The organism is Streptomyces sp. NPDC051677, from assembly GCF_044453465.1.
Taxonomy (GTDB): Bacteria; Actinomycetota; Actinomycetes; order Streptomycetales; family Streptomycetaceae; genus Streptomyces.
Genome location: NZ_JBITCT010000006.1, coordinates 72,818 through 94,774, shown reverse-complemented (window position 1 = coordinate 94,774; position 21,957 = coordinate 72,818). Strand labels below are relative to the sequence as shown.

The following is a 21,957-nucleotide window of genomic DNA, read 5'->3' as shown; positions in this document are numbered from 1 at the left end:
CTGTTGGCGGCCGTGCTGATGATGCTGGGACTGCAGGCGGCTCCGACGAAGGCGGCGGCACAGTCCGGACCGGCGGCTGCCGCCCAGGTGCTCACCTGGGCTGCCGGCGACGGCATCACCGCGTATGTGTCGGCCCCGACCACGGCGGTGGCGGGTCAGGCGACGATCGTCTTCGAGAACAGCGCGGCCACCGGCAACACCACCGGCATGCCCCACACGTTGACGTTCGTGACGAGCGATCCCGAGTTCAACGACGACGTCACGTTGAACATCCTGGCCAACCCGAACGACGACATGGGCGGCCGCCACACCGCCGAGGTCACCCTGACCCCGGGCCGCTACTTTTACCACTGCACGATCCCCGGCCACGGTCAGATGCAGGGCATCCTCGTGGTGACCGAGGGCGGCGGCGAGGACACGACCGCGCCCGAGACGACGGCGCAGGTCACCGGCGTGCAGAACGCGCAAGGCGAGTACGTCGGCTCGGCGAGTGTCGCGATCGGCGCGACGGACGACGGCGGGTCCGGAGTCGACAGCGTTCAGTACGCCGTCGACGACCTGGCCGGCTGGATCCCGTACACCGCCCCGGTCGTCGTCGACCAGGTCGGCGGCCACCGGGTCCGCTACCGGGCGTTCGACAAGGCGGGCAACGTCTCGGCCGAGAAGACGGTCGCGTTCACGGTCGTCGCCCGGCCCTCCGACGACACGGCGCCACCGGACACCTCCGCAACGGTGACCGGCGAGCAGAACGCCGACGGGACGTACGTCGACATGGCGACCGTCACCGTGTCCGCCTCCGACACCGGTTCCGGGGTCAACACCATCGAGTACGCCGTGAACTCCGGTGCCTGGCAGCGCTACACGGCACCCGTGATGGTGCACCAGACGGGCGCCCACACGGTGCGCTACCGGGCCGCCGACAAGGCGGGCAACGTGTCCGCCGAGAAGGACGTCCGGTTCACGGTGGTCGCGGCGACCCCGCAGGACACCACGCCCCCGGTGACCGGCGTGACCGTCGACGGCACGAGGAACTCCGACGGGGCGTACGTCGGCAACGCCAAGGTGACCGTGAGCGCGACGGACGCGGGCGGCTCGGGTGTCGACCGGATCGAGTATTCGCTCGACAGCGGACCGTACCTCGCCTACCGCGCACCGGTGACCGTCGACCGCGCCGGACCGCACACCCTCGCCTACCGGGCCGCCGACAAGGCGGGCAACACCTCCACCGCGCGCACGGTGACCTTCACGGTGGTGTCCAGTCACGTCCCCGCCCCCAACTGCCCCGAGTACGACGAGCGGTTGACGGTCATCGTCGGCACGGTCGACTCCGGGGTGCCGAACCGGCTGACCGACAGCCGGTGCCGGATCAACGAGTTGATCGAGGACGAGAAGGAGTGGACGTCCCACGCGCTGTTCCTCAAGCACGTGAAGACGGTCCTGGACAAGCTGTTCACCGCAGGGGTCGTCGACGGCCGCGAGTACGACGCGGTCCAGCAGGCCGCCCGCGACTCCGGCATCGGCACGCCCGGCCAGACCGAGGGCTACCGCACCATCCTCGACGGGACCGCGGAGTCGTTCGCGCGATGGCAGCAGGTGGGCGGCGGCTCGTTCGCCCTGAACGCCGACGGGTCGATCACCTCCGGCACGACGCGGGACGGGCTCGGCATGCTGTGGTTCCCGCAGCGCAAGTACGGCGACTTCTCACTGAAGCTGCAGTGGCGCGACGACGCACCGGGCACGGGCAACGCCAACTCCGGTGTGTTCGTGCGCTTCCCGTGGGTCCATGACCACCCCGAGGAGCCGCGGCCGGAGTGGGTCGCCATCAAGTACGGCCACGAGGTGCAGGTGCTCGACCGGCCCGACGGCGACATGTACAAGACGGGCTCGGTGTACGGCTTCGACCGGGTGGGACTCGCCGGGGCCGGCGTCACGCAGAAGGGCGCCTGGAACGACTACGAGATCCGGGTGGTCGACCAGCACTACTCGGTCTTCCGCAACGGCGTGCTCATCAACGAGTTCGACAACATCGGCGGCCAGGACTTCTACCCGCCCCGCTCGGACGACCCGGGCACGGACGGGCGGCGGTTCGCGTCCGGCTACATCGGGCTCCAGGTGCACAGCACGACGGACGTCGTCTCGTACCGGGACGTCCGGATCAAGGAGTTGTAGCGTCCGGAGGAGGCGCCTCGGCCTCGGCCGGGGGCGCCTCCTTCTTCGCCCGGCTCGGCTGCACCCGCTTCGGCTCCCCCGGCATCTTCGGGTACTCCGGCGGATACGGCAGATCGCCCAGCCCGTGGTCGTGTTCGTCCCGGCGGGCGAGTTCGAGCAGGGCCTCCAGCGAGAAACGGTGATCGTCCATGTCCGCGTGCACGTCGCCGAGTTCGGCGAAGCGCGCGGGCATGGTCGCGACGTCGAAGTCCCGCGGGTGCGCGATCCCGACCTCGTCCCAGCTCAGGGGAGCCGACACGGGGGCGTGAGGGCGGGGGCGCACGGAATAGGCGGAGGCGATCGTGCGGTCCCGGGCCGTCTGGTTGTAGTCGACGAAGATGCGTTCGCCCCGCTCCTCCTTCCACCACTTGATGGTCACGTGGTCCGGCATCCGCCGTTCCAGTTCGCGGCCCACGGCGATGGCGGCGCGCCGGACCTGGGTGAAGGTCCACCTCGGCTCGATCGGCACGAAGACATGCAGGCCGCGGCCGCCGGAGGTCTTGGGAAAACCACGCAGACCGCCGAACTCGTCGAGGACGGCGCGCAGTTCGTGGGCGGCGCGGACGGCGTCGTCGAAGTCGGTGCCGGGCTGCGGGTCGAGGTCGATGCGCAGTTCGTCGGGGTGGTCGACGTCGGTGCGGCGGACGGGCCAGGGGTGGAAGGTGAGGGTGCCGTACTGGGCCGCCCACAGGACGGCCGCCTCCTCCGTCGGGCACATCTCGTCGGCGCTGCGCCCGCTGGGGAAGGTGATGTGTGCGGTCGGGATCCAGTCGGGCATGTTCTTCGGCGCCCGCTTCTGGAAGAACGACTCGCCCGTCACGCCCTCCGGGTAGCGCTCCAGGGTGGTGGGGCGGTTGCGCAGGGCGCGCAGGATGCCGGGGGCGACCGCCTGGTAGTAGCGGGCGAGGTCCAGCTTGGTGAAGCCGCGCTCCGGGAAGAACACCTTGTCCGGGCTGGACAGCCGTACCGTCCGCCCGGCTGCTTCCAGTTCCACCGCATCGCCCATGCGAGCCACGGTAGACATACCTCCGAAAGCTCGCATCAGGTCGGATCGGTTTGCCTCGGCCCACGGGCGGCGTCGGGTCGCACACCGGGCGCTCGGCGCGAGGGGCGCGCAGAATCGGAGGATGGATCTGCCGGTGATGCCACCCGTGAAGCCGATGCTCGCCAAGTCGGTGACGGCGATTCCGCCGGGCATGCAGTACGAGGCGAAGTGGGACGGTTTCCGGGCGATCGCGTTCCGTGACGGGGACGAGGTCGAGCTGGGCAGCCGTACCGGGAAACCGCTGACCAGGTATTTCCCCGAGCTGGTGGAGGCGCTGCGGGAGCGGGTGCCGGAGCGCTGTGTGCTGGACGGGGAGATCGTGATCGCACGGGAGGGACGGCTCGACTTCGACGCGCTCACGGAGCGCATCCACCCGGCGGACTCCCGGGTGCGCACGCTGGCCGAGCGGACCCCGGCGTCCTTCGTCGCCTTCGACCTCCTGGCGCTGGCCGACAGGGCGCTGCTCGACGTCCCCCTGAGCGACCGGCGCGAGCTGCTGACCAGGGCGCTGGCCGGGGTCACCCCACCCGTGCACGTGGCGCCGGCGACGACCGACGTCGAGGTGGCGCGGCAGTGGTTCGAGGAGTACGAGGGCGCGGGCCTGGACGGCGTGATCGCGAAACCGCTCACCCTGCGTTACCTCCAGGACGAGCGTGCCATGTTCAAGGTCAAGCACGAGCGCACCGCGGACGTCGTGGTCGCCGGATACCGCTTCCACAAGAGCGGGCCGATCGTGGGCTCGCTGCTGTTGGGCCTGTACGACGACCGGGGCACGCTGCAGCACGTCGGCGTGTCCGCCGCGTTCCCGATGAAGCGCCGGGCGGAGCTGGTCGAGGAGCTGGAGCCGCTGCGCATGGAGGACGCTGCGGGCCATCCGTGGGCGGCCTGGTCGCAGGAGGCCGCCCACGAGACGGCCCGGCTGCCGGGGGCGCCGAGCCGCTGGTCGGGCAAGAAGGACCTGTCCTGGGTGCCGCTGCGGCCCGAACGGGTGGCCGAGGTGGCGTACGACCACATGGAGAACGGGGCACGGTTCCGGCACACGGCCCGCTTCCGCCGCTGGCGCCCGGACCGCACCCCGCAGAGCTGCACGTACGCGCAGCTGGAGGAACCGGTGCGCTACGACCTGTCGGAGATCCTGGGGCCGCCGCCGAGGAGCTGAGCCGAGCGGCTCACGGCGTCATCAGGACCTTCACCGCACCGTCCTGCTTGCGCTGGAACATCTCGTACGCGTGCGGGGCGTCCTCGAGCGGCAGGCGGTGGGTGGCGAAGTCGTCGACGCCGAGGGGGTCCTCGTCGGTGAGGTACGGCAGGATGTCGTCGCTCCAGCGGCGCACGTTGGCCTGGCCCATGCGGATCTGGAGCTGCTTGTCGAACAGGGTGAGCATCGGCAGCGGGTCGGCCGTGCCGCCGTAGACGCCGACCAGGGAGAGGGTCCCGCCGCGACGCACCAGCTCGATGGCGGTGTGCAGGGCGGCCAGACGGTCGACGCTGAAACGTTCCGCGAGCGGTCCGCTCAGTTTCCGCGGCAGCAGGGCGGAGGCGTTCTGGACCATGCGGGCGGCCGCGCTGCCGTGCGCCTCCGTGCCGACGGCGTCGATCACTGCGTCGGGGCCGCGGCCGTCGGTCTCGTCGCGGATCGCGGCGACGAGCTCCTTCTCGCTGTCGAAGCTCCTCAGGTCGTACGTCTCCACGCCCCGCGCGCGGGCCCGGCGCAGCCGGTCGCCCACCAGGTCGATGCCGAAGACCCGGCCGGCGCCGCGCACCTGGGCGACCCGGCAGGCCATGTCGCCGATGGGGCCGAGGCCGAACACGGCGACGCTGCCGCCCTGCGGGACGTCCGCGTAGGCGACCGCCTGCCAGGCGGTGGGCAGGACGTCGGAGAGGTAGACGTAACGGTCGTCGGGCGGTCCCTCGGGCACCTTGATGGGCCCGAACTGGGCCTGTGGCACGCGCAGATACTCGGCCTGCGCGCCGGGCACCGCGCCGTAGAGGCGGGTGTAGCCGAACAGGGCGGCGCCCATGCCCTCGCCGGTGACCTGGGTGGTCTCGCATTGGGTGGGCAGCGCGTTCAGGCACATCCAGCAGTTGCCGCAGGCGATCTGGAAGGGCACCACCACCCGGTCGCCGGCCTTGAGGTCGGGCACCCCGGCGCCCACCGCCTCGACGATGCCCATGGGCTCGTGGCCGAGGATGTCGCCCGGGGTCATGAACGGGGTGAGCACCTCGTACAGGTGCAGATCGGAGCCGCACAGACCGCTGGACGTGATGCGGATGACGGCGTCGGTCGGTTCCTGGATCGTCGGGTCGGGCACGGTGTCCACCCGTACGTCGCGCTTGCCCTGCCAGGTCACTGCCTTCATGGTGCCGCTCTCCCTCCGCCGTCCGGTCCGTCCCGGCGGGTCCGGGGCCCCGGGTCCTGGCTGCGCCCCGGGTACCCGGGGCCCCGGCCCCGAACCGCCGCGGCCGCCGGTCGCGGTCGGATGGCCACTGTCGAACGGATGAGCGCACAATCAAGACACGGGACGGGGGTGCCCATGACGGACACGAGTCGTACGCGTCGTTCGAGACGCACGGGGCGCGCGGGGCGCGCCCGGCGCCCGACTGCTGTCGCGCTGTCGGTGACGGCACTGGCCGCCGCCCTGACGGTCTCCCTCGCCGCGGGCTGCTCCTCCTCGCGCGAGACCTCCCGGCCCGACGACGGCAGGAGCGCCTCGCAGAGCCCGGGCCCGACCGGCGCCAGCGGCGGCTCGGTGCTCGCCGTGAAGATCGACAACGCGCCGGACGCCCGACCGCAGACGGGCCTCGACGCGGCGGACGTCGTGTACGTCGAGCAGGTCGAGGGCGGGCTGAGCCGGCTGATGGCCGTGTACGCGACCAGACTGCCGACGGCGGTCGGCCCGGTGCGCAGCGCCCGCGAGTCCGATCTGGAGCTGCTGCGCCAGTTCGAGCGGCCGGTGCTCGCGTTCTCCGGGGCGCAGAGCAAGCTGCTGCCGCTGATCGACCGGGCGCCGCTGGACGCCGTCACGCCCGAGAAGGCGTCCGACGCCTACTTCCGCGGCACGGACCGGGCCGCTCCGCACAACCTGTACCTGCGTCCGAGCCGGCTGCTGCCCGCCGCTCCGGGCGCCGCCGCACTGACCACGGGCTTCCGTTACGGCGCCGCGCCCGCCGGCGGCAGGGCGGAGCGCTCGCAGACCGTGCGCTACCCGGCGGCTCGCTTCACCTTCACCTGGTCCGCGGGCCGGGCACGCTGGCTGGTCTCGACGGACGGCGCGCCGAGTGTGACGGCAGCCGGGCAGCCGGTGGCGCCGGCCACGGTGGTGGTGCAGCACGTGAAGGTGCACGCGTCTCGTTTCCACGACTTCCTCGGCAACAACACGCCGTACACCGAGACGGTGGGGGCGGGGAAGGCCGAGGTGCTGCGCGACGGACGCGTCTTCGACGTGAACTGGAAGCGGGCGACGGCCACGGACGGCACCGACTTCACCGCCGACGACGGAAAGCCCGTCGACTTCGCCGAGGGCCAGGTGTGGGTCGTGTTCGTGAGGACGCCGTAGGCGGTCAGTTCTGGGCGACGGCGGCGGGCTCGGCCGGGTTGCGCAGCCCTTCCGCCGCGTCCGAGACCCTGCGGATGAGGTCGAAGAACTGCGCCTGTTCCTCGGCGGAGAGCGGCGCGAGGAAGACCTGGTTCATCCGGGCCGTGCGCACGGTCAGCTTGCGGTGGGTGCGCAGGCCGTCGTCGGTGAGGCGCAACAGGAAGCGGCGGCCGTCCTGCGGGTCGCGCACCTTGTCCAGCAGTCCACGGCGGCCGAGCCGGCTGATGACCTCGGCGATGGTCGACCGGTCGAGACCGACCCGCTCCCCCACGGTGCGCTGGTCCAGTCCCGGCTCGGCGACGAGCGCGTTCAGGACCGCGAACTGCGGCGAGGTGGTGTCCTCGGAGACCATCGTGTTCCACAGGAGGTAGTGCGCCTGCTGCAGCCGCCGGGCCAGGTGCCCGGGGTGGGTCGTGAGGTCCAACGCGGCCATGTGCACTCCCACTGTCCGAATTAGTCGGTGCACTGAACAATACCGGCATCCGCTGCGACTGCGCGAGCGATCGCCGTCCCACGAGGTCTTGACGGTTTCGTGCGCCGGTGGCAGCGTGAGGCACCTCGCTGAAATACTCAGTGCGCTGATTAATTAGCAGAGATGGGGCCTCAGGGATGGTCAAGGTGGTCGCGCAGGTGCTCGGCTGCGTGGCCGAGTGGCCCGAGTCCGACCCGGCGGCCCGTGGCCCGCGGGGCAGCGGCGCCGGGGTCGCCGCCCTCTGCGTCGGCGTGGGCCAGGGCCTCGCCCTCGTCCTCGAACGATAAGGAACACAGGGAAACGCCATGACTCTCACGCAAGCCGACATCGACCAGGAGATCGCGGCCGAGCACGCCGCGTACGAGAAGCGGCTGGCCGACGGTGCGCCCGTCGAGCACCAGCCGCGCCGCGACTACGCGCCGTACCGTTCCTCCGTCCTGCGCCACCCCAAGCAGCCGCCCGTCGCGATCGACGTCAGCAAGGACCCGGAGCTGGTGGAGCTGGCCTCCCCCGCCTTCGGCGAGCGGGACATCACCGAGATCGACAACGACCTCACCCGGCAGCACAACGGCGAGCCGATCGGTGAACGGATCACGGTCTCCGGCCGGTTGCTGGACCGCGACGGGCGTCCGGTCCGCGGTCAGCTGGTCGAGATCTGGCAGGCCAACTCGGCCGGCCGCTACGCGCACCAGCGCGAGCAGCACGACGCCCCGCTGGACCCGAACTTCACGGGCGTCGGCCGCACACTGACCGACGACAGCGGTTTCTACCGTTTCACCACCGTCCAGCCGGGCCCCTACCCCTGGCGTCAGCACGTCAACGCCTGGCGGCCGGCCCACATCCACTTCTCGCTGTTCGGCACCGCGTTCACCCAGCGGCTCGTCACGCAGATGTACTTCCCGAGCGACCCGCTGTTCCCGTACGACCCGATCATCCAGTCGGTGACGGACGACGCGGCCCGGCAGCGGCTGATCGCGACGTACGACCACAGTCTGTCGGTGCCGGAGTTCTCGATGGGCTACCACTGGGACATCGTGCTCGACGGACCGCACGCCACCTGGATTGAAGAAGGGCGCTGACCAGCGATGACGAAGATCGACCCGAACCGTCCGGAGACCGTGCTCCCCACGCCGTCGCACACGGTCGGTCCCTTCTACGGCCACGCCCTGCCGTTCCCCGGCGGCGGTGACATCGCCCCCCTCGGCCACCCGGACACGATCACGCTCCAGGGCTACGTGTACGACGGCGAGGGCAACCCGTTGCCGGACGCGTTTCTGGAGCTGTGGGGCGCGGACCCCGAGGGCAACCTCCCCCAGGTCGACGGCTCGATGCGGCGGGATGCGTCCAGCGGCGGTTTCCTGGGCCGCAACGGCGTCGAGTTCACCGGCTGGGGTCGCGTCCAGACGGATGCCAACGGCCACTGGTCGGCGCGGACGCTGCGGCCGGGCGCGCGCGGGCAGAGCGCCCCGTACCTGAGTGTGTGCGTGTTCGCGCGGGGGCTGCTGGTGCACCTGTTCACCCGGATCTACCTGCCCGGCGACGACGCGGCGCTCGCCGCCGATCCGCTGCTGAAGCAGCTGGCCCCGGCGCGCCGCGACACACTGGTCGCCCAGGACGGCCCGCCGGCCGCCTACCGTTTCGACATCCGCCTTCAGGGCGAGGGCGAAACGGTCTTCCTGGAGTTCCAGTGACCTCTGCGCACACCGACGGTCCGTCCGAGGCCGGTCTGCTCTCCCCCGGGTGGACCGGCTCCCCAGCCGCCTCCGCGACCGGTGACAACGCGTTTCTGCGGGCGTTGCTCGACGCGGAGGCCGCGCTGACCCGTGCCCAGGAGACGCTGGGGCTGGCCCCGGAAGGGGCCGGCGCGGCGGTCACCTCGGCGGCCGACGACGTCGACTTCGACGTGCGTTCCCTCGCCGAGCGTGCCCGAGGCGGCGGGAACCCGGTGATCCCGCTGGTCGCCGACCTGACGCAGGCGGTCGGCAAGGAGTACGGCCCGTACGTCCATCGGGGCGCGACCAGCCAGGACATCATGGACACGGCGATGATGCTGGTCGCGGTGCGCACGCTCGGCCTCGTCCTGGCCGACCTCGACCGCAGCCGGCGCGCGCTGGGCCGGCTCGCCGCCGAGCACCGGGACACGCCGATGCCGGGCCGCACGCTCACCCAGCACGCCGTTCCGACGACGTTCGGGCTGAAGGCGGCCGGCTGGCGGTCGCTGGTCCTGGACGCACGCGACCGCCTGACGGCCGTACGGGACACGCTGCCCGCCCAACTCGGCGGCGCGGCCGGGACCTTGGCGGCCTTCACGGCGTACGGGGCTGAGGACGCGACCGCGCTGCCCGCCGGGTACGCCCATGAACTCGGGCTGCGAACACCGCAGTTGCCGTGGCACACCCTGCGCACGCCGATCGCCGACCTCGCCGCCTGTCTGGCCTTCACGGCGGGCGCCCTGGGGAAGGTCGCGACGGACGTCCTCTGCCTCGCCCGCACCGAGATCGCCGAGGTGGCGGAGGGCAGCGGGGGCGGTTCCTCGGCCATGCCGCACAAGGCCAACCCGGTACGGTCCACGCTGATCGCGGCCGCCGCCCGGCGCGCCCCGCAGCTCGCGGCCACGTTGCAGGGGTCCCTGGCGGCGGAGGACGAGCGGCCCGCCGGGGCCTGGCACGCCGAGTGGGAGCCCCTGCGGGACCTGCTGCGGCTGGTCGGCGGGGCCGCCCGGGACGCGGCCGAGCTGACGGAGGGCCTGCGGGTGAACGCGGACGCGATGCGCTCGAACCTCGACCTCACCCACGGGCTGATCGTCTCCGAGCGGCTGTCGGCCGAGCTGTCGGCCGTGCTCGGCCGGGCCCGCGCCAAGGAGCTCCTCACGGAACTCGCCCGACGCGCCTACGCCGAGGATCGTCCCCTGGCCGAACTGCTCGCCGAGGAGCCCGACTTGAAGGACGTCGAGCTGGACGACCTCACCGATCCCGCCCGCTACACCGGCTCCGCCGGAGCCCTCACCGACCGTGCCCTGGAGCGACGTTGACCGAGAAACTGCTCAACCACCGTGCCGAGGGGCCGACTTCCGCGCCCCCGCTGCTGCTCGGCCCTTCGCTGGGCACCTCGTACGCCCTGTGGGACAAGGTGGCCCCGGAGCTGTCCGTCACGCATCGGGTGGTCCGCTGGGACCTGCCCGGGCACGGGGGTTCGGCGGCCGACCTGATCGGTCCCGGCGCCACCGTCGGCGACCTCGCCCGACTGGTGCTGGCGCTCGCCGACTCCCTCGGGCTGGAGCGGTTCGCGTACGCGGGCGTGTCCCTGGGCGGCGCGGTGGGTCTGCAACTGGCGCTGCACCACCCCGAACGCCTCTCGTCGCTGGCGATGATCTGTTCCTCGGCCCACTTCAACGGGTCGAAGCCGTGGGAGGAGCGGGCGGCGCTGGTGCGCCGGGAAGGTCTGGCGGGGCTCGCCGAGAACGCGAACGCCCGTTGGTTCACACCGGGGTTCACCGTGCCGGAGCTGATCGACGACCACCGCGATGCGGACCCGGAGGCCTACGCCGCGTGCTGTGACGCCCTGGGCGCGTTCGACCTGCGCGAGCGGCTGCCGGAGATCGCCGTGCGGACGCTGCTGATCGCCGGGCGCCATGATCCGGCGACGCCGCCCGCGCATCTGCGGGAGATCGCGGACGCGGTGCCGGGCGCCGCGCTGGTCGAGCTGCCGGGGGCCTCGCACCTCGCGCCCGCCCAGTGCCCCGAGGCCGTGCTGACCGCGCTGCGGGCACATCTCGACGGCGGGGCGAAGCGGGGCATGCAGGTGCGGCGGGAGGTGCTCGGGGACGCGCACGTGGACCGGGCGCAGGCCGGGCAGGACGCGTTCACCGCGCGCTACCAGGACTTCATCTCGCGCTACGCCTGGGGCGAGATCTGGACCGACCCGACGCTCAGCCGCCGCGAACGCAGCATGATCACACTGACCGCGCTGGTGGCGCACGGCCACTACGACGAGCTGGCCATGCACGTACGGGCGGCCCGGCGCAACGGTCTCACTGCGGACGAGATCGGCGCCGTCCTGCTGCAGACGGCCGTCTACTGCGGGGTCCCGGCCGCGAACTCGGCATTCGCGACGGCCCAGCGGGTGCTGGCGGAGGAGGACGGCACCGGCTGAGACGCATCAGCCGCGGCTTCCGCAGAAACAGCCGGAAACCGGTGTCTCGTGCTTACCGTGGGGGCATGTCCACCCTTCTGATCACCGGCGCCACCTCCGGTCTCGGCCGGTACGTCGCGTTCGAGCTCGTCCGCTCCGGTCACCTCGTCCTCGCTCACGGCCGTGACCCGGGCCGCACGGAGCGGCTCGTCGACGAGCTGCGAGGCGAGGGCGCGGCGGAGGGGTTCGTCGCCGACCTGGCCTCGCTGGCGCAGGTGCGCGAGCTGGGCGCGCGGGTCGCCGAGGCTCACCCCGCACTCGACGTGCTCGTCAACAACGCGGGGGTGGGCGCCGGTTCGCCCGGTTCGGGCCGTGAGGTGAGCGCCGACGGGCACGAACTGCGGCTGGCGGTCGACTACTTGGCGCCGGTCGCCCTGACCCGCGCCCTGCTGCCGACCCTGCGTGCGAACGCGCCCGCCCGGATCGTCAACGTCGGCTCGGTCGGCCAGGAACCCGTCGACTTCGACGACCCGGGGTTCACCCGCGGCTACGACGGGTTCGCCGCCTACTGTCGCGCCAAGTTCGCCCTCGCCGCCCATACCCTCACCCTGGCCGAGGAGTTGGCGGGCACCGGTGTGTCGGTGAACGTGCTGCATCCGGCGACCTTCATGGACACCGCGATGGTCCGTGAGGGCGGGGTCGCGCCGTGGAGCACGGTCGCCGACGGCGCTCCCGGCGTGCTGGCGCTGGCCACCCAGGAGCTGGGCACGGGCCGTTACTTCGACGGGACGCGTCCGGCACGCGCGCACGAGGCGACGTACGACCCGCGGGTGCGTGAGCGGCTCGCCCGGCTCACCGAGAAGCTGCTCGCCGCCTGAGGGCTATCTCCGGGTCTGCCCGGGGACGAGCCCCACCTGCGGCGCGCCCAGCCCCTGCAGGGCCTGCTGCGCCTTGTCCACCAGGCCGTCGGCGCCGCAGGAACGGGCCAGGGTCAGGCCCCGGCCGAGTTCGGACGCCGAGCGCGAGAGGATGCCGTACTCGACGCGGGCGGCGGCGTGTTCGTACTGGCAGGGCGAGGACTCCAGATAGGTGACCGCCTGCTGGGCGAGCCGGACCGCGCGCTGGCCGGTCTCCAGGGCGGCGGCGCAGCGCAGGGCCTCGCCGATCGCGGTGTCGGTGCCGAAGCGTTCGGCCTGGCGGCGGGCCTCGATGACGAGCCGGTTCGCGCGGTCCGGGTCCGCGCCGGCCAGGGCCCGGGCGAGGTCGACGGCCCAGGGGCTCATCACCGGGTTGAGGTGGCCGCGGGCGGTGGCGGCCTTCTCGGCGGCCTCCAGTTCGTTGATGCCGTCCTCGACCCGGCCGACGGCCAGCAGCAGCCGGCCGCGCACGGTCCGCGGGTCGGGCAGCACGATCGTCGACGGGTACGGCGGGGCGAAGCCGTACTGTTCGGCGGTCTCCCAGGCCTCGGCCACATGGCCGCGGACCAGCAGTGTGTCGACGAGGTTGCAGGTCGCCGACCAGTACAGGGGCAGGCCGCGGCCGACGCGTTCGGCGAGGCGCAGCGATTCCCTGAGGGACTCCTCGGCCTCCTTCAGCCGGCCCCGGCGGCGCAGGCCCACGCCGAGGTAGGCGTGGGCCAGGGCGAGGTGGCCGCCGCTCCAGCCGACGGAGACGTAGGCGCGCAGGGCCTCGTTGAGGAGGGCGTCGGCGCGGTCCAGGCGGTCGGTGTAGGCGTAGGAGCCGGCCAGCATCATCAGCAGCTCGATGCCCCATTCCTGGTCGGTCCAGCCGAGACCGGGGGCGAGGCGGCCGTTGACGAGGGCGCGGTCGCAGAACTCGACGACCTCCATGGCGTTCTCGCCGTGGATCGCCGCGTCGAAGCCGCGCAGGATGAGCAGGGCGCGCTCGGCGTTGTCCCGGCCTGTGCAGGTCGCGACGAGCGAGGCGAGTTTCTCCGAGCCGCGCGGTGCGGCCGCCTCGCCGGCGTGCACGCCCTCCCACATCAGCTGCACGGCCTGCAGTCGCAGCCGGGCGGGTCCGGGGGCGTGCCGGGCGGCCTCCGCCTCGACCGTGCGGACGCCCTCCTCCAGCTGGTCGTTGTGCACGAGTGCCTGGGAGAGGCGGCAGACGGCGTCGACGCGCTCGGCGCCGTCGAGGCCGGGCATGCCCAGTGCTGTGCGCAGGTGCTCGATGGTCCTGGCGGGGGCGGTGAGGAAGGTCGCGGAGCCCAGTTCGTAGAGCACGTGCGCATGGACGTCGGGGGCGGGCGGTTCCTGCAGGGCCCGTTCCAGACAGCGGCGGGCGGCGTCCGGGGCGCCGACGGCGAGGTGTTCGCGGGCGGCCTCGCGCAGCTGCTCGACGAGTTCCTCGTCGCCCTCCGCGTGGACCTGGAGCAGGTGCCGGGAGGCGGCCGCGAGGCCGTTGCCGGCGTCGGCGACGACCTGGGCGGCGATGCCGTGCATCGCGGTGCGCAGGCCGGTGGGGATGGAGTCGTAGACGGCGGAGGCGATCAGCGGGTGGACGAACTCCAGGTCGCCGTCGTCCGCGGGGACGGCGCCCGGGGCGGGTTCGGTGAGGATGCGGGCGTTGCGCAGCAGTTCGGCGCAGCGCACCGCGTCGTCCCGGCCGAGGCCGGCGAGCCGGGCCGCCTGGGCGACGGAGATGTCGGCGCCGAGGATCGCGGCGGCCATGGCGAACTTGGTGGCGTCGACGCCCAGTTTCTCCAGGCGGTCGACGAGTCCGCCGCCGCGTGCCGCACGGTTCAGGGGGCGCAGTTCGGTGGCCGAGGACTCGCTCGGCTCGAGTTCGCTGTCGCGGACCTTGGCGAGGAGTTCGACGGTCTCGTAGGGGTTGCCGTCGGTGACGGCCCACACCTCGCGGCAGAACGCGGCGTCGGCGTGCGCGCCGAGGGTGGCGCGGGTGAGGCCGGCGATCGCGGCCGGGGTCAGGGCGCTGAGGCTGGTGACGGCGCGGCCCGCGGCCTCGCCGATGGCGTCGAGGTGGCGGGCGGCGTCGCCCTTGACCTCGCCGGGCCGGCGGGCCACGACGACCAGGACGCAGAGCTCGTCGAGGCGTTCGACCAACGCGGCGAGCCAGCGCAGGGTCTCCTGGTCGGCCCAGTGCGCGTCGTCGACGAGGAGCACCAGCGGGTAGTCCCGCCTTGCGAGCCGGGTCACGGCGGCGACGAGGCCGTCGCACACGCCCTGCGGGTCGGCGTGGCCCTCGCCGGGTTCCGTTATGCCGAGGGCGGGGCCCGCGATGTCGTACCAGTCGCCGAGGTACTCGCGGACCTCCTCCGGGTGCAGGGACAGCAGCGTGGGCTGCAGCAACTGCCGTACCACATTGAAGGGGACGGACTTCAGCGTCTCGCCGCCGCGGGCCGACCAGACCGCGCAGCCGCGGGCCTCGGCGATGCGACGTGTCTCGGCCAGCAGGGCGGTCTTGCCGAATCCCGCCTCGCCGCGGAGCACCAGCAGGTGACCCGACGAGGACTGGCGGGCGCAGAGTGTCTCCACCGCCTGCGCGATCGCGGCGACTTCCCTCTCGCGCTCCCAGAGGGAAGTCGAGGCGGCCGCCGCCGGCCTGACCTCCGTCATCCCGCTACCTCCCCAAGTCGCCCGAACGACGTACAGACCTCGAGCGTAGCCGCCCGGGGGCCGGAGCGGAGGGCGGTCGGCGCAGGTCCCGCCTCGACGGGTGACAAGGAAGGGGTCGCGACGCCCCGGCGGGCCTGCGGGAGTGGCCTTGCGGGTCAACGGCGAGTGACGCGCGCCGAATTGACGTCGAATTCACGCCAGCCGTGCGGTCGGCGCACCGGCGCGGCGACCGGCGCCGATTTCCACCGAGTGCCCGCCCTCTCATCCGGCTTTCACCGACGCCTCATACGGTGGGGGCATGACGCAGGTGACTCCTCCCGGGTGGTATCCCGATCCGGGGCAGACAAGTGACGGTCCCGCCACCGAACGCTGGTGGGACGGCAAGGCATGGACGGACCAGACCCGCGCCGCGGGCTCGGCCGCCGTATGGGGTCCGCCGGCGCAGACCCCGGCCGACGGAACCTATCCGGCGCACCCGGGGTACCCCGGCTATCCGGGCTATCCCGGACAGCCCGCCGCCCCGGCGGGCGCGGGTCAGCGGCGCGGGCTGCGGACGGGCATAGCCGTCGCCGCGGCCGTCGCCGTCCTCGCGAGCATCGGGGTCGGCGTGTACGCGCTGGCCAAGGACGACGGCTCGGGCGGTGGCGGTGGCACGGCCCAGGGACCGGGCGGCCAGGGCGGTCCCGGCGGCAACGGCGGGCCGTTCGGCGGCTCGGGCGGGTCCGGCGGCTCCGGCGGCTCGGGGGGATCCGGCGGTTCGGGCGGTTCGGGCGGGGCCTCTCCCTCCCCCGGCGAGTCCGAGCCGCCGAAGATCAAGAGCGGTGCGGTGACCGACGCGCTCAACGGGATCAGCATCCCCATCCCGAAGGGGTGGACCGGCCAGGAGCTCAACGTGGGGGCGCAGATCACCTCCGACTCCTCCTACAAGTGCCCCGGCGACACCTCGAAGACCTGCACCAAGGGGGGCGTGTACTCGGCGCCCGTCGAGGCGCTGGAGACCAAGGGCAGCACCGCGGAGCAGGTCGCGAAGGCGGACATCTCCGCCAACGCCGAGGAGTCCTACGGCGGGACGACGTACGGCTCGATCACCTCGCACCAGGTGCTCGCCTCGAAGGCGGTGACGGTGGCCGGGCAGAAGGGCTACCTGGTGCGCTGGAAGGCGGTCACGAGCAAGGGCGCGGACGGCGTCGTCGAGTCGCTGGCGTTCCCGGCGCCCGCGGACACCAAGCGGCTGGTGGTGCTCCGCTTCGGCGTGGACGCGGACCAGAGCCTGACGGTCATCGACACGATCACGCAGGGCATCAAGGTGGCGAAGGGCGGCGGCAGCGGCCAGGACGTCTGAGCCGGACCCACGGAATGCGCGGACCCGCGGGTTCCGTGGAGAAACGATCGGCCGGGTGGGGCGCCCCTCCGCTCAAAGGGGAACCCCACCCGGCCGGGGGGTGCGCGCCGCCCCCGTCCCCACGGTGCGGCGCGAGCAGGCCGTCGTTCCGTCATCCCGGGAACGGCGGCCTGGGTCTTCTACGGTGACGCCGCGGGGAGCCCGAGGGCGGGCAGTACGGCGGCCTCCACGAAGCGGACCAGGTAGTCCGGGTCGGCGTACTGTCCCTCGATCACCGGTCGGGAACGGGCCACGCCGAACAGCTGCGCCGGGATGTACTCCAGCGCGGGATGGCCGGCCGGAACCTCCCCGCGCTCGACCCCGCGCCGCAGGATGTCCCGCAGCGCCTCGATCTCCGGGTCGATGAGCGCCTCGCGCAACGCCCGCGCGAACTCCTCGTCCCCGTTCACGGCGTGGCCGAGGGCTTGGAGCAGCTTGCTGTCGTCGGTGGACCACCTGCCCGCGGCCCGCGCGGCCGCGCGCAGGTCGTCGGCGAGCGAACCGGTGTCGATGCCGGCGAGCCGCGCGGTCCGGCGGGAGCGCAGGGCCGCCACGACGAACTGGGGCTTGGTCTTCCACTGCCGGTAGAGCGTGGACTTGCTGCAGCGCGTGCTGGCCGCGACGCCTTCCATGGTGACCGCTTCGTACCCGCAGTCCCGGACCTGTTCGAGGACGGCGTCGAAGAACTCCTTCTCACGCTCAGGCGTGATCTTGGAGCGGCGCGTTGCGGCGACCGACTCCGGTCCCTCCCCGGCCTGCGACGTCATCTTCTCTCCCTCTCCGTTCTATGCCCGATTCCAGTGTGGCGTATGTCAATCGATACGCCAGTGTACCGGTACACGAACGTATCGGTACACTGGCGTATCGGTACGACATCGTATCGATCGATCAAACGCACCGTCGTCAGCGAAGGGGCCGGGGGATGAATGCCCGCACCGAGCCTGCAGCAGTGGAGCCGGCCACACCGGCCCGGCCGCCGATAGTCCGCGAGCTCCTGCTGGTCGCAGGGCTCTTCCTGGTCTACAAGTTCGGCCGACAGCTGGCCACGGGCCACACCGGCGAGGCCCTGCGCAACGCCCACGACGTGTGGCACGCGGAGCGGTGGCTGCACCTGCCAGGCGAGGGCTCGGTGCAGGCCCTGCTGCTGCACGGCGACGGGCTGGCCGAGGTCGCGAACACCTACTACGCGACCGTGCACTTCCCGGCCACCCTGGCCTTCCTGGTCTGGCTGTACCTGCGACGCCCCGCGCACTACGTGTGGGCCCGCCGGGTGCTGGCCGCCCTCACCGCGGCCGCCCTGGTGCTGCATCTCGCCTTCCCGCTCGCCCCGCCGCGGATGCTGGCGGCGACGGGGCTGGTGGACACCGCGCGCGTGTACGGGCCCTCGGTGTACGGCCCGCCGCAGACGGACCACCTGTCCAACCAGTTCGCGGCGATGCCGTCGCTGCACTTCGGCTGGGCCCTGATGGTGGCGATCGGCCTGATCGTCGCCACCCGGTCGCGGTGGCGGTGGCTGTGGCTGCTGCATCCGCTGCTGACCCTGCTGGTGATCGTGGGCACGGCGAACCACTACTGGCTCGACGCGATCGTGGCGGGCGCCCTGCTCGGTGTCGCGCTCGCGCTGATCCACGCCCCCCGGCGCACGGCCACCACGGCCGGACGCGGTACGGGCGCCCTCGTCCCGGCCGAGCAGCCGGTCCTGGTCGGAGCGAACCGATGAACGCCACCCTCGCCGCCGTCGTCCTGTCCCTCTTCTCGGCCGTCGCCTATGCGGCCGCCGCCGTCGCCCAGGAGCGGCTGGCCTCCCGGCACCCCGGCACCGGCCTGCTGCGCATGCTCGGCAACGGCGCCTGGTGGTGGTCGGTGGGGCTGAACGCCTCCGCCGCGCTGCTGCACGTGGTCGCCCTCAAGTACGGGCCGCTCACCGTGGTCCAGCCGCTGGGGGCGCTCACGCTGGTCGCGGCGGTGCCGATGGGCGCGCGGGTCGCCGGGCGCAAGGTCAGCTTCGCCGAGTGGCGGGGCACCGCCCTCACCCTGGCCGGCCTGGCCGCGATCCTGGTCACGGCCTCGGGGCCGGCCCCGGAGGACGTCCTGAGCCTGCCGGAGGCGGTCGCGGTGGCCGGGGTCACGGCGGCGCTGATCGGACTGCTGGCCCGGCGCGGCGCCAAGCCCGGACTGCGGCACGCGACCGCGTCCGGTTTCGCCTCCGGGGTCGCCTCGGCGCTCACCCAGACGGTGACCGTGGCCGCGACGGACCGATCGGGGCCGCTGCTCAGCGTGCAGGTGATCGGGGTGGCGCTGTTGGTCGCGGCCTTCGCGACCGCCGGGCTGCTTCTGTCGCAGACCGCCTACCGGGGCGGTCTCGGCGCCCCGCTGGCGATGGTGACCCTGGCCAACCCGGTGGCCGCCGCGGCGATCGGCCTCGTGCTCCTCGGCGAACGTCTCCAGGGCGGGCCCGCGGGTGTTCTGCTCGCCCTCGCGGGAGCGGGGCTCGCGGGGCGGGGCGTGGTGCTCCTGTCGCGGGCCGCGCCGGAACCCGACGCCGTCCACGACGAGGAGCACCCCGTGGCGGCGGTGCTGGCCCTGCGGCCGGAGACGGCGTCGGCGGAACCGGCGCTGCTGCCCCGGCCGACGACCGGGCCCGAGCACCTCACACCGCTGTGACGGGCGTCAGCCGATACCGCGGGCGTCCTGCTTCAGCGCCGTGTCCACGGTCAGAGCGGTGGCGACGACCAGGCTCAGCAGCGGCTCGGGCAGTTGGTAGTGGATCTGCAGGACGTAGTTGTCCGCGGTGGTGAACACCGTCTTGGCGAGGCCTTCCCAGGTCTTGGTGATCCGGGCGACCTCGTTCTCCTCGTGGTCGACGATGGCGAAGTTCCACGCCCGCCAGTTCTCCGCCTTGATGGCGCCGATCTGCCGGCCGTCGGCGTTGATCGCGAAGTTGATCTTCCCGAAGACGTTCTGCTGGACGATCTCGCCGACCTGCTGCCCGTCGGGGCGGGTCACGATCACGCGGGACTTGAAGATCTTCGCGGGACGGGTCAGCCGCAGCACGGGCTGACCGTGGGCGTCGCGGATCTCCAGCTTGTGCGTGAAGTACTGGTCCCAGTCGCTGAGGAAGCGCACGATCTTGCGCAGGACGCCCTGGCCGACCTCGACCACCGAGCCGAGCTGGTTGCCCTGCTGGTCCATGACCTTGTACTCGTTGGTCAGCTCGATGAGCTTGGCCTTCTGGTTCACCACCAGCACCGGCTCGCTGAACAACGTGCCGCCGCCGGGGCCGCTGGGGGCGACCCCGGCCTGCTGCTCCACCTGGCGCTGAACCCGCGGGTCAGGGCCGGCGGGCTGGTTCGAATGTATGTTCACCGGGGCACACTATCCCGAGCCCACCGGGACCTGACCAGACCTCACGATGCTGTGTTGACCGGGTGTTTACCCCCGCCGTGTTTACCCCCGCCGCTACTCCGTGATGATCGCCGGGTCGCTGACGCCGGGGCGGCCGTTCTCTACGTGGCCGGCGAACCGCCTGAGGAACGCGCTGTCCGCGGTGGACGTGACGGTGAGGTCGTACCACCGTCGGCTCGTGCGCAGGTCCACGGTGCGCTTGAGCACGGCGCCCGGCCGCAGCCTGACGGTCGTGGTGCGGCCGCTGTACCCGTCGGCCACCTTCAGCTCCACCGTGCCGTAGCCCCGGTGGGTGAAGGTCAGTTCGACGCCGTCGCCGACGTGCCGTGCGACCACCTCGGCCCCGGCCGCCTTCCCGGCCTGCTTGAACACGCGCAGGAATCCGTTCGGGCCGTGCACGGTGAGGTTGTGCGAGCCGCCGGAGTACGCCGAGTTCCAGGTGTCGGAGACGGTCGCGCCCGCCCCGGTGGTGTAACTCCACGGCCCGTCGGTGCGGTTGCCGGAGGTGACCAGGAAGGCGGCGCCGGCCTTGGCCCCGGAGGCGAAGGTGAGGGTGAGCTTCCCGGCGGTCGGATCGACCGACGCGTCCACGGCGGGCGTGTACTTGAGCGGGCGGGTGGGGCGGTGGCCGCGCTCCTGCTTCGGCAGCACGGGGTTGGCCGGCGGGGTGGGCACGTAGTCGGGGTGGCGGTTCTTGTCCGGGGGCTGGTAGCCGTCGGTGTCCGGCAGGGCGACCGGCCGAGCGTCCTTGCGGGAGAAGTCGAACGCGGAGGTCAGGTCGCCGCAGACCGCCCGCCGCCACGGCGAGATGTTCGGCTCGTGGACGCCGAAGCGGCGCTCCATGAACCGGATGACCGAGGTGTGGTCGAGCGTCTCGGAGCAGACGTAACCGCCCTTGCTCCAGGGGGAGACGACGAGCATCGGCACCCGCTGGCCGAGTCCGTAGGGGCCGGCGGTGTGTCCGCTGTCGCCCTGGAAGAGGTCCGGGCCGACGTCGACCGTCGACCTGCCCTGCGCGGCCGAGGCCGGCGGGAACGGCGGGAGCAGGTGGTCGAAGAAGCCGTCGTTCTCGTCGTAGGTGACGAACAGCGCCGTCTTCGCCCACACCTTCGGGTCCGAGGTGAGCGCGTCGAGGACCTGGGCGATGTACCAGGCGCCGTAGTTGGCGGGCCAGTTGGGGTGCTCGGTGAAGGCCTCGGGAGCGACGATCCAGGAGATCTGCGGCAGCTTGCCGCCCTTGACATCGGCCTTCAGCTGGTCGAAGAAGCCCTCGCCCTTGCGGGCGTCGGTGCCGGTGCGGGCCTTGTCGTACAGCGGGTCGCCGGGCCGGGCGTTCTGGTACTGGGTGAAGTAGAGCAGCGAGTTGTCGCCGTAGTTGCCGCGGTAGGCGTCCTGGATCCAGCCCCAGCTGCCTTCCTTGTCCAGTCCGTCGCCGACGTCCTGGTAGATCTTCCAGGAGACCCCCGCCTGCTCCAGACGTTCGGGGTACGTCGTCCAGTTGTAGCCGACCTCGTCGTTGCCGAGGACCGGGCCGCCGCCCTTGCCGTCGTTGCCGGTGTAGCCGGTCCACAGGTAGTAGCGGTTGGGGTCGGTGGAGCCGATGAAGGAGCAGTGGTAGGCGTCGCAGACGGTGAAGCTGTCGGCGAGCGCGTAGTGGAAGGGGATGTCCTCGCGGGTGAGGTACGCCATCGTCGTGGCGCCCTTCGAGGGGACCCATTTGTCGTACTTGCCCCCGTTGAAGGCGGCGTGGCCGTCGTTCCAGCCGTGTGGGAGGTCCTGGATGAAGGCGAGGCCCAGGTCGTCGGCGTCGGGGTGGAACGGCAGGACGTCCTTGCCGCCGGCGTCCGGCTGATGCCAGACGGACTTTCCGCCGGCCAGGGTCACCGGGCGCGGGTCGCCGAAGCCCCGGACGCCCCTCAGCGTGCCGTAGTAGTGGTCGAAGGACCGGTTCTCCTGCATCAGGACGACGATGTGCTCGACGTCCTCGATCGACCCCGTGCGGTGGTTCGCGGGCAGCGCGGCGGCGCGCTCGACGGAGCTGGAGAGCGCGGTGAACGCCGTGGTGGCGCCCGCTAGTTGGAGGAAGCGGCGCCGGTTTACTTCGGACATGGGTGAGGCACCTC

18 protein-coding genes and 1 pseudogene are annotated in these 21,957 nt (G+C 72.4%); 12 read left to right on the top strand and 7 right to left on the bottom strand.

The window, feature by feature from the left end; genetic code table 11:
- Nucleotides 1-18 precede the first annotated feature (18 nt).
- A complete protein-coding gene (locus tag ACIBAF_RS08985; protein WP_399462649.1) occupies nt 19-2,169 on the top strand; it encodes an OmpL47-type beta-barrel domain-containing protein in 2,151 nt (716 codons plus the stop codon).
- Here the strand turns inward: ACIBAF_RS08985 and ligD are convergent.
- Entirely contained in the window at nt 2,156-3,214 is a 1,059-nt protein-coding gene (ligD, locus tag ACIBAF_RS08980; RefSeq protein ID WP_399462480.1) for a non-homologous end-joining DNA ligase, read from the bottom strand. The genes ACIBAF_RS08985 and ligD overlap by 14 nt on opposite strands.
- Before the next feature lie 121 nt (nt 3,215-3,335).
- On the opposite strand from ligD, the gene ACIBAF_RS08975 reads away from it, so the two are divergent.
- Complete coding sequence (locus ACIBAF_RS08975; RefSeq protein ID WP_399462479.1) at nt 3,336-4,412, top strand: ATP-dependent DNA ligase; 1,077 nt, start codon at nt 3,336-3,338, stop codon at nt 4,410-4,412.
- A gap of 10 nt (nt 4,413-4,422) precedes the next feature.
- On the opposite strand, the gene ACIBAF_RS08970 is transcribed toward ACIBAF_RS08975, so the two are convergent.
- Entirely contained in the window at nt 4,423-5,613 is a 1,191-nt protein-coding gene (locus tag ACIBAF_RS08970) for a zinc-dependent alcohol dehydrogenase (protein WP_399462478.1), read from the bottom strand.
- A 174-nt stretch (nt 5,614-5,787) separates the two neighbouring features.
- On the opposite strand from ACIBAF_RS08970, the gene ACIBAF_RS08965 reads away from it, so the two are divergent.
- Nucleotides 5,788-6,810 carry a DUF3048 domain-containing protein gene (locus tag ACIBAF_RS08965; protein ID WP_399462477.1) on the top strand — a complete coding sequence of 341 codons (1,023 nt, stop codon included), beginning with the start codon at nt 5,788-5,790 and terminating at the stop codon, nt 6,808-6,810.
- Between the two features lie 4 nt (nt 6,811-6,814).
- Here ACIBAF_RS08965 and ACIBAF_RS08960 read toward each other — a convergent pair whose 3' ends face one another.
- Nucleotides 6,815-7,282, bottom strand: a complete 468-nt coding sequence (locus ACIBAF_RS08960) for a MarR family winged helix-turn-helix transcriptional regulator (RefSeq protein ID WP_399462476.1) — start codon at nt 7,280-7,282, stop codon at nt 6,815-6,817.
- A 191-nt stretch (nt 7,283-7,473) separates the two neighbouring features.
- On the opposite strand from ACIBAF_RS08960, the pseudogene ACIBAF_RS08955 reads away from it, so the two are divergent.
- The 6 genes and pseudogenes from ACIBAF_RS08955 to ACIBAF_RS08930 form a co-directional block, all read left to right on the top strand.
- Nucleotides 7,474-7,608 (top strand): annotated as a pseudogene (locus ACIBAF_RS08955) (3-oxoadipyl-CoA thiolase); the annotation flags it as partial.
- A gap of 18 nt (nt 7,609-7,626) precedes the next feature.
- The gene (gene pcaH / locus ACIBAF_RS08950; protein WP_399462475.1) at nt 7,627-8,400 is read left to right on the top strand and encodes a protocatechuate 3,4-dioxygenase subunit beta; all 774 of its coding nucleotides are present in this window, start codon (nt 7,627-7,629) and stop codon (nt 8,398-8,400) included.
- Nucleotides 8,401-8,406: 6 nt separating this feature from the next.
- A complete protein-coding gene (gene pcaG / locus ACIBAF_RS08945) occupies nt 8,407-9,012 on the top strand; it encodes a protocatechuate 3,4-dioxygenase subunit alpha (RefSeq protein ID WP_399462473.1) in 606 nt (201 codons plus the stop codon).
- Nucleotides 9,009-10,352, top strand: a complete 1,344-nt coding sequence (pcaB, locus tag ACIBAF_RS08940) for a 3-carboxy-cis,cis-muconate cycloisomerase (RefSeq protein ID WP_399462472.1) — start codon at nt 9,009-9,011, stop codon at nt 10,350-10,352. Before pcaG ends, pcaB begins: the two co-directional genes overlap by 4 nt.
- Entirely contained in the window at nt 10,349-11,473 is a 1,125-nt protein-coding gene (gene pcaD / locus ACIBAF_RS08935) for a 3-oxoadipate enol-lactonase (RefSeq protein ID WP_399462471.1), read from the top strand. The genes pcaB and pcaD overlap by 4 nt, the downstream gene beginning before the upstream one ends.
- Nucleotides 11,474-11,538: 65 nt before the next feature.
- Entirely contained in the window at nt 11,539-12,330 is a 792-nt protein-coding gene (locus tag ACIBAF_RS08930) for an SDR family NAD(P)-dependent oxidoreductase (protein ID WP_399462470.1), read from the top strand.
- Nucleotides 12,331-12,333: 3 nt separating this feature from the next.
- Here ACIBAF_RS08930 and ACIBAF_RS08925 read toward each other — a convergent pair whose 3' ends face one another.
- On the bottom strand, nt 12,334-15,048 hold the full coding sequence (locus ACIBAF_RS08925; RefSeq protein WP_399462468.1) for an ATP-binding protein: 2,715 nt from the start codon (nt 15,046-15,048) through the stop codon (nt 12,334-12,336).
- Nucleotides 15,049-15,346: 298 nt separating this feature from the next.
- On the opposite strand from ACIBAF_RS08925, the gene ACIBAF_RS08920 reads away from it, so the two are divergent.
- Nucleotides 15,347-16,390: a DUF2510 domain-containing protein gene (locus ACIBAF_RS08920; RefSeq protein ID WP_399462467.1), complete on the top strand. Its 1,044-nt coding sequence runs from the start codon at nt 15,347-15,349 to the stop codon at nt 16,388-16,390.
- Between the two features lie 179 nt (nt 16,391-16,569).
- Here the strand turns inward: ACIBAF_RS08920 and ACIBAF_RS08915 are convergent, their stop codons facing one another.
- On the bottom strand, nt 16,570-17,196 hold the full coding sequence (locus ACIBAF_RS08915; protein WP_399462466.1) for a TetR/AcrR family transcriptional regulator: 627 nt from the start codon (nt 17,194-17,196) through the stop codon (nt 16,570-16,572).
- Between the two features lie 155 nt (nt 17,197-17,351).
- Here ACIBAF_RS08915 and ACIBAF_RS08910 point away from each other — a divergent pair, with 155 nt between their 5' ends.
- Nucleotides 17,352-18,149 carry a phosphatase PAP2 family protein gene (locus tag ACIBAF_RS08910; protein ID WP_399462465.1) on the top strand — a complete coding sequence of 266 codons (798 nt, stop codon included), beginning with the start codon at nt 17,352-17,354 and terminating at the stop codon, nt 18,147-18,149.
- Nucleotides 18,146-19,093, top strand: coding sequence for a DMT family transporter (locus tag ACIBAF_RS08905; RefSeq protein WP_399462464.1), 948 nt, complete (start codon nt 18,146-18,148; stop codon nt 19,091-19,093). Before ACIBAF_RS08910 ends, ACIBAF_RS08905 begins: the two co-directional genes overlap by 4 nt.
- Nucleotides 19,094-19,099: 6 nt before the next feature.
- Here the strand turns inward: ACIBAF_RS08905 and ACIBAF_RS08900 are convergent, their stop codons facing one another.
- Nucleotides 19,100-19,795, bottom strand: coding sequence for an LURP-one-related/scramblase family protein (locus ACIBAF_RS08900; RefSeq protein WP_399462463.1), 696 nt, complete (start codon nt 19,793-19,795; stop codon nt 19,100-19,102).
- A 93-nt stretch (nt 19,796-19,888) separates the two neighbouring features.
- Complete coding sequence (locus tag ACIBAF_RS08895; protein ID WP_399462462.1) at nt 19,889-21,943, bottom strand: phosphocholine-specific phospholipase C; 2,055 nt, start codon at nt 21,941-21,943, stop codon at nt 19,889-19,891.
- Nucleotides 21,944-21,957 lie beyond the last annotated feature (14 nt).

Bases quoted from the DNA above. Each gene is read 5' to 3' on its own strand.
- ACIBAF_RS08985 (WP_399462649.1), top strand. From the start codon at position 19: ATGATGCTGGGACTGCAGGCGGCTCCGACGAAGGCGGCGGCACAGTCC.
- ligD (WP_399462480.1), bottom strand. From the start codon at position 3,214: ATGGGCGATGCGGTGGAACTGGAAGCAGCCGGGCGGACGGTACGGCTG.
- ACIBAF_RS08975 (WP_399462479.1), top strand. From the start codon at position 3,336: ATGGATCTGCCGGTGATGCCACCCGTGAAGCCGATGCTCGCCAAGTCG.
- ACIBAF_RS08970 (WP_399462478.1), bottom strand. From the start codon at position 5,613: ATGAAGGCAGTGACCTGGCAGGGCAAGCGCGACGTACGGGTGGACACC.
- ACIBAF_RS08965 (WP_399462477.1), top strand. From the start codon at position 5,788: ATGACGGACACGAGTCGTACGCGTCGTTCGAGACGCACGGGGCGCGCG.
- ACIBAF_RS08960 (WP_399462476.1), bottom strand. From the start codon at position 7,282: ATGGCCGCGTTGGACCTCACGACCCACCCCGGGCACCTGGCCCGGCGG.
- pcaH (WP_399462475.1), top strand. From the start codon at position 7,627: ATGACTCTCACGCAAGCCGACATCGACCAGGAGATCGCGGCCGAGCAC.
- pcaG (WP_399462473.1), top strand. From the start codon at position 8,407: ATGACGAAGATCGACCCGAACCGTCCGGAGACCGTGCTCCCCACGCCG.
- ACIBAF_RS08930 (WP_399462470.1), top strand. From the start codon at position 11,539: ATGTCCACCCTTCTGATCACCGGCGCCACCTCCGGTCTCGGCCGGTAC.
- ACIBAF_RS08925 (WP_399462468.1), bottom strand. From the start codon at position 15,048: ATGACGGAGGTCAGGCCGGCGGCGGCCGCCTCGACTTCCCTCTGGGAG.
- ACIBAF_RS08920 (WP_399462467.1), top strand. From the start codon at position 15,347: ATGACGCAGGTGACTCCTCCCGGGTGGTATCCCGATCCGGGGCAGACA.
- ACIBAF_RS08915 (WP_399462466.1), bottom strand. From the start codon at position 17,196: ATGACGTCGCAGGCCGGGGAGGGACCGGAGTCGGTCGCCGCAACGCGC.
- ACIBAF_RS08910 (WP_399462465.1), top strand. From the start codon at position 17,352: ATGAATGCCCGCACCGAGCCTGCAGCAGTGGAGCCGGCCACACCGGCC.
- ACIBAF_RS08905 (WP_399462464.1), top strand. From the start codon at position 18,146: ATGAACGCCACCCTCGCCGCCGTCGTCCTGTCCCTCTTCTCGGCCGTC.
- ACIBAF_RS08895 (WP_399462462.1), bottom strand. From the start codon at position 21,943: ATGTCCGAAGTAAACCGGCGCCGCTTCCTCCAACTAGCGGGCGCCACC.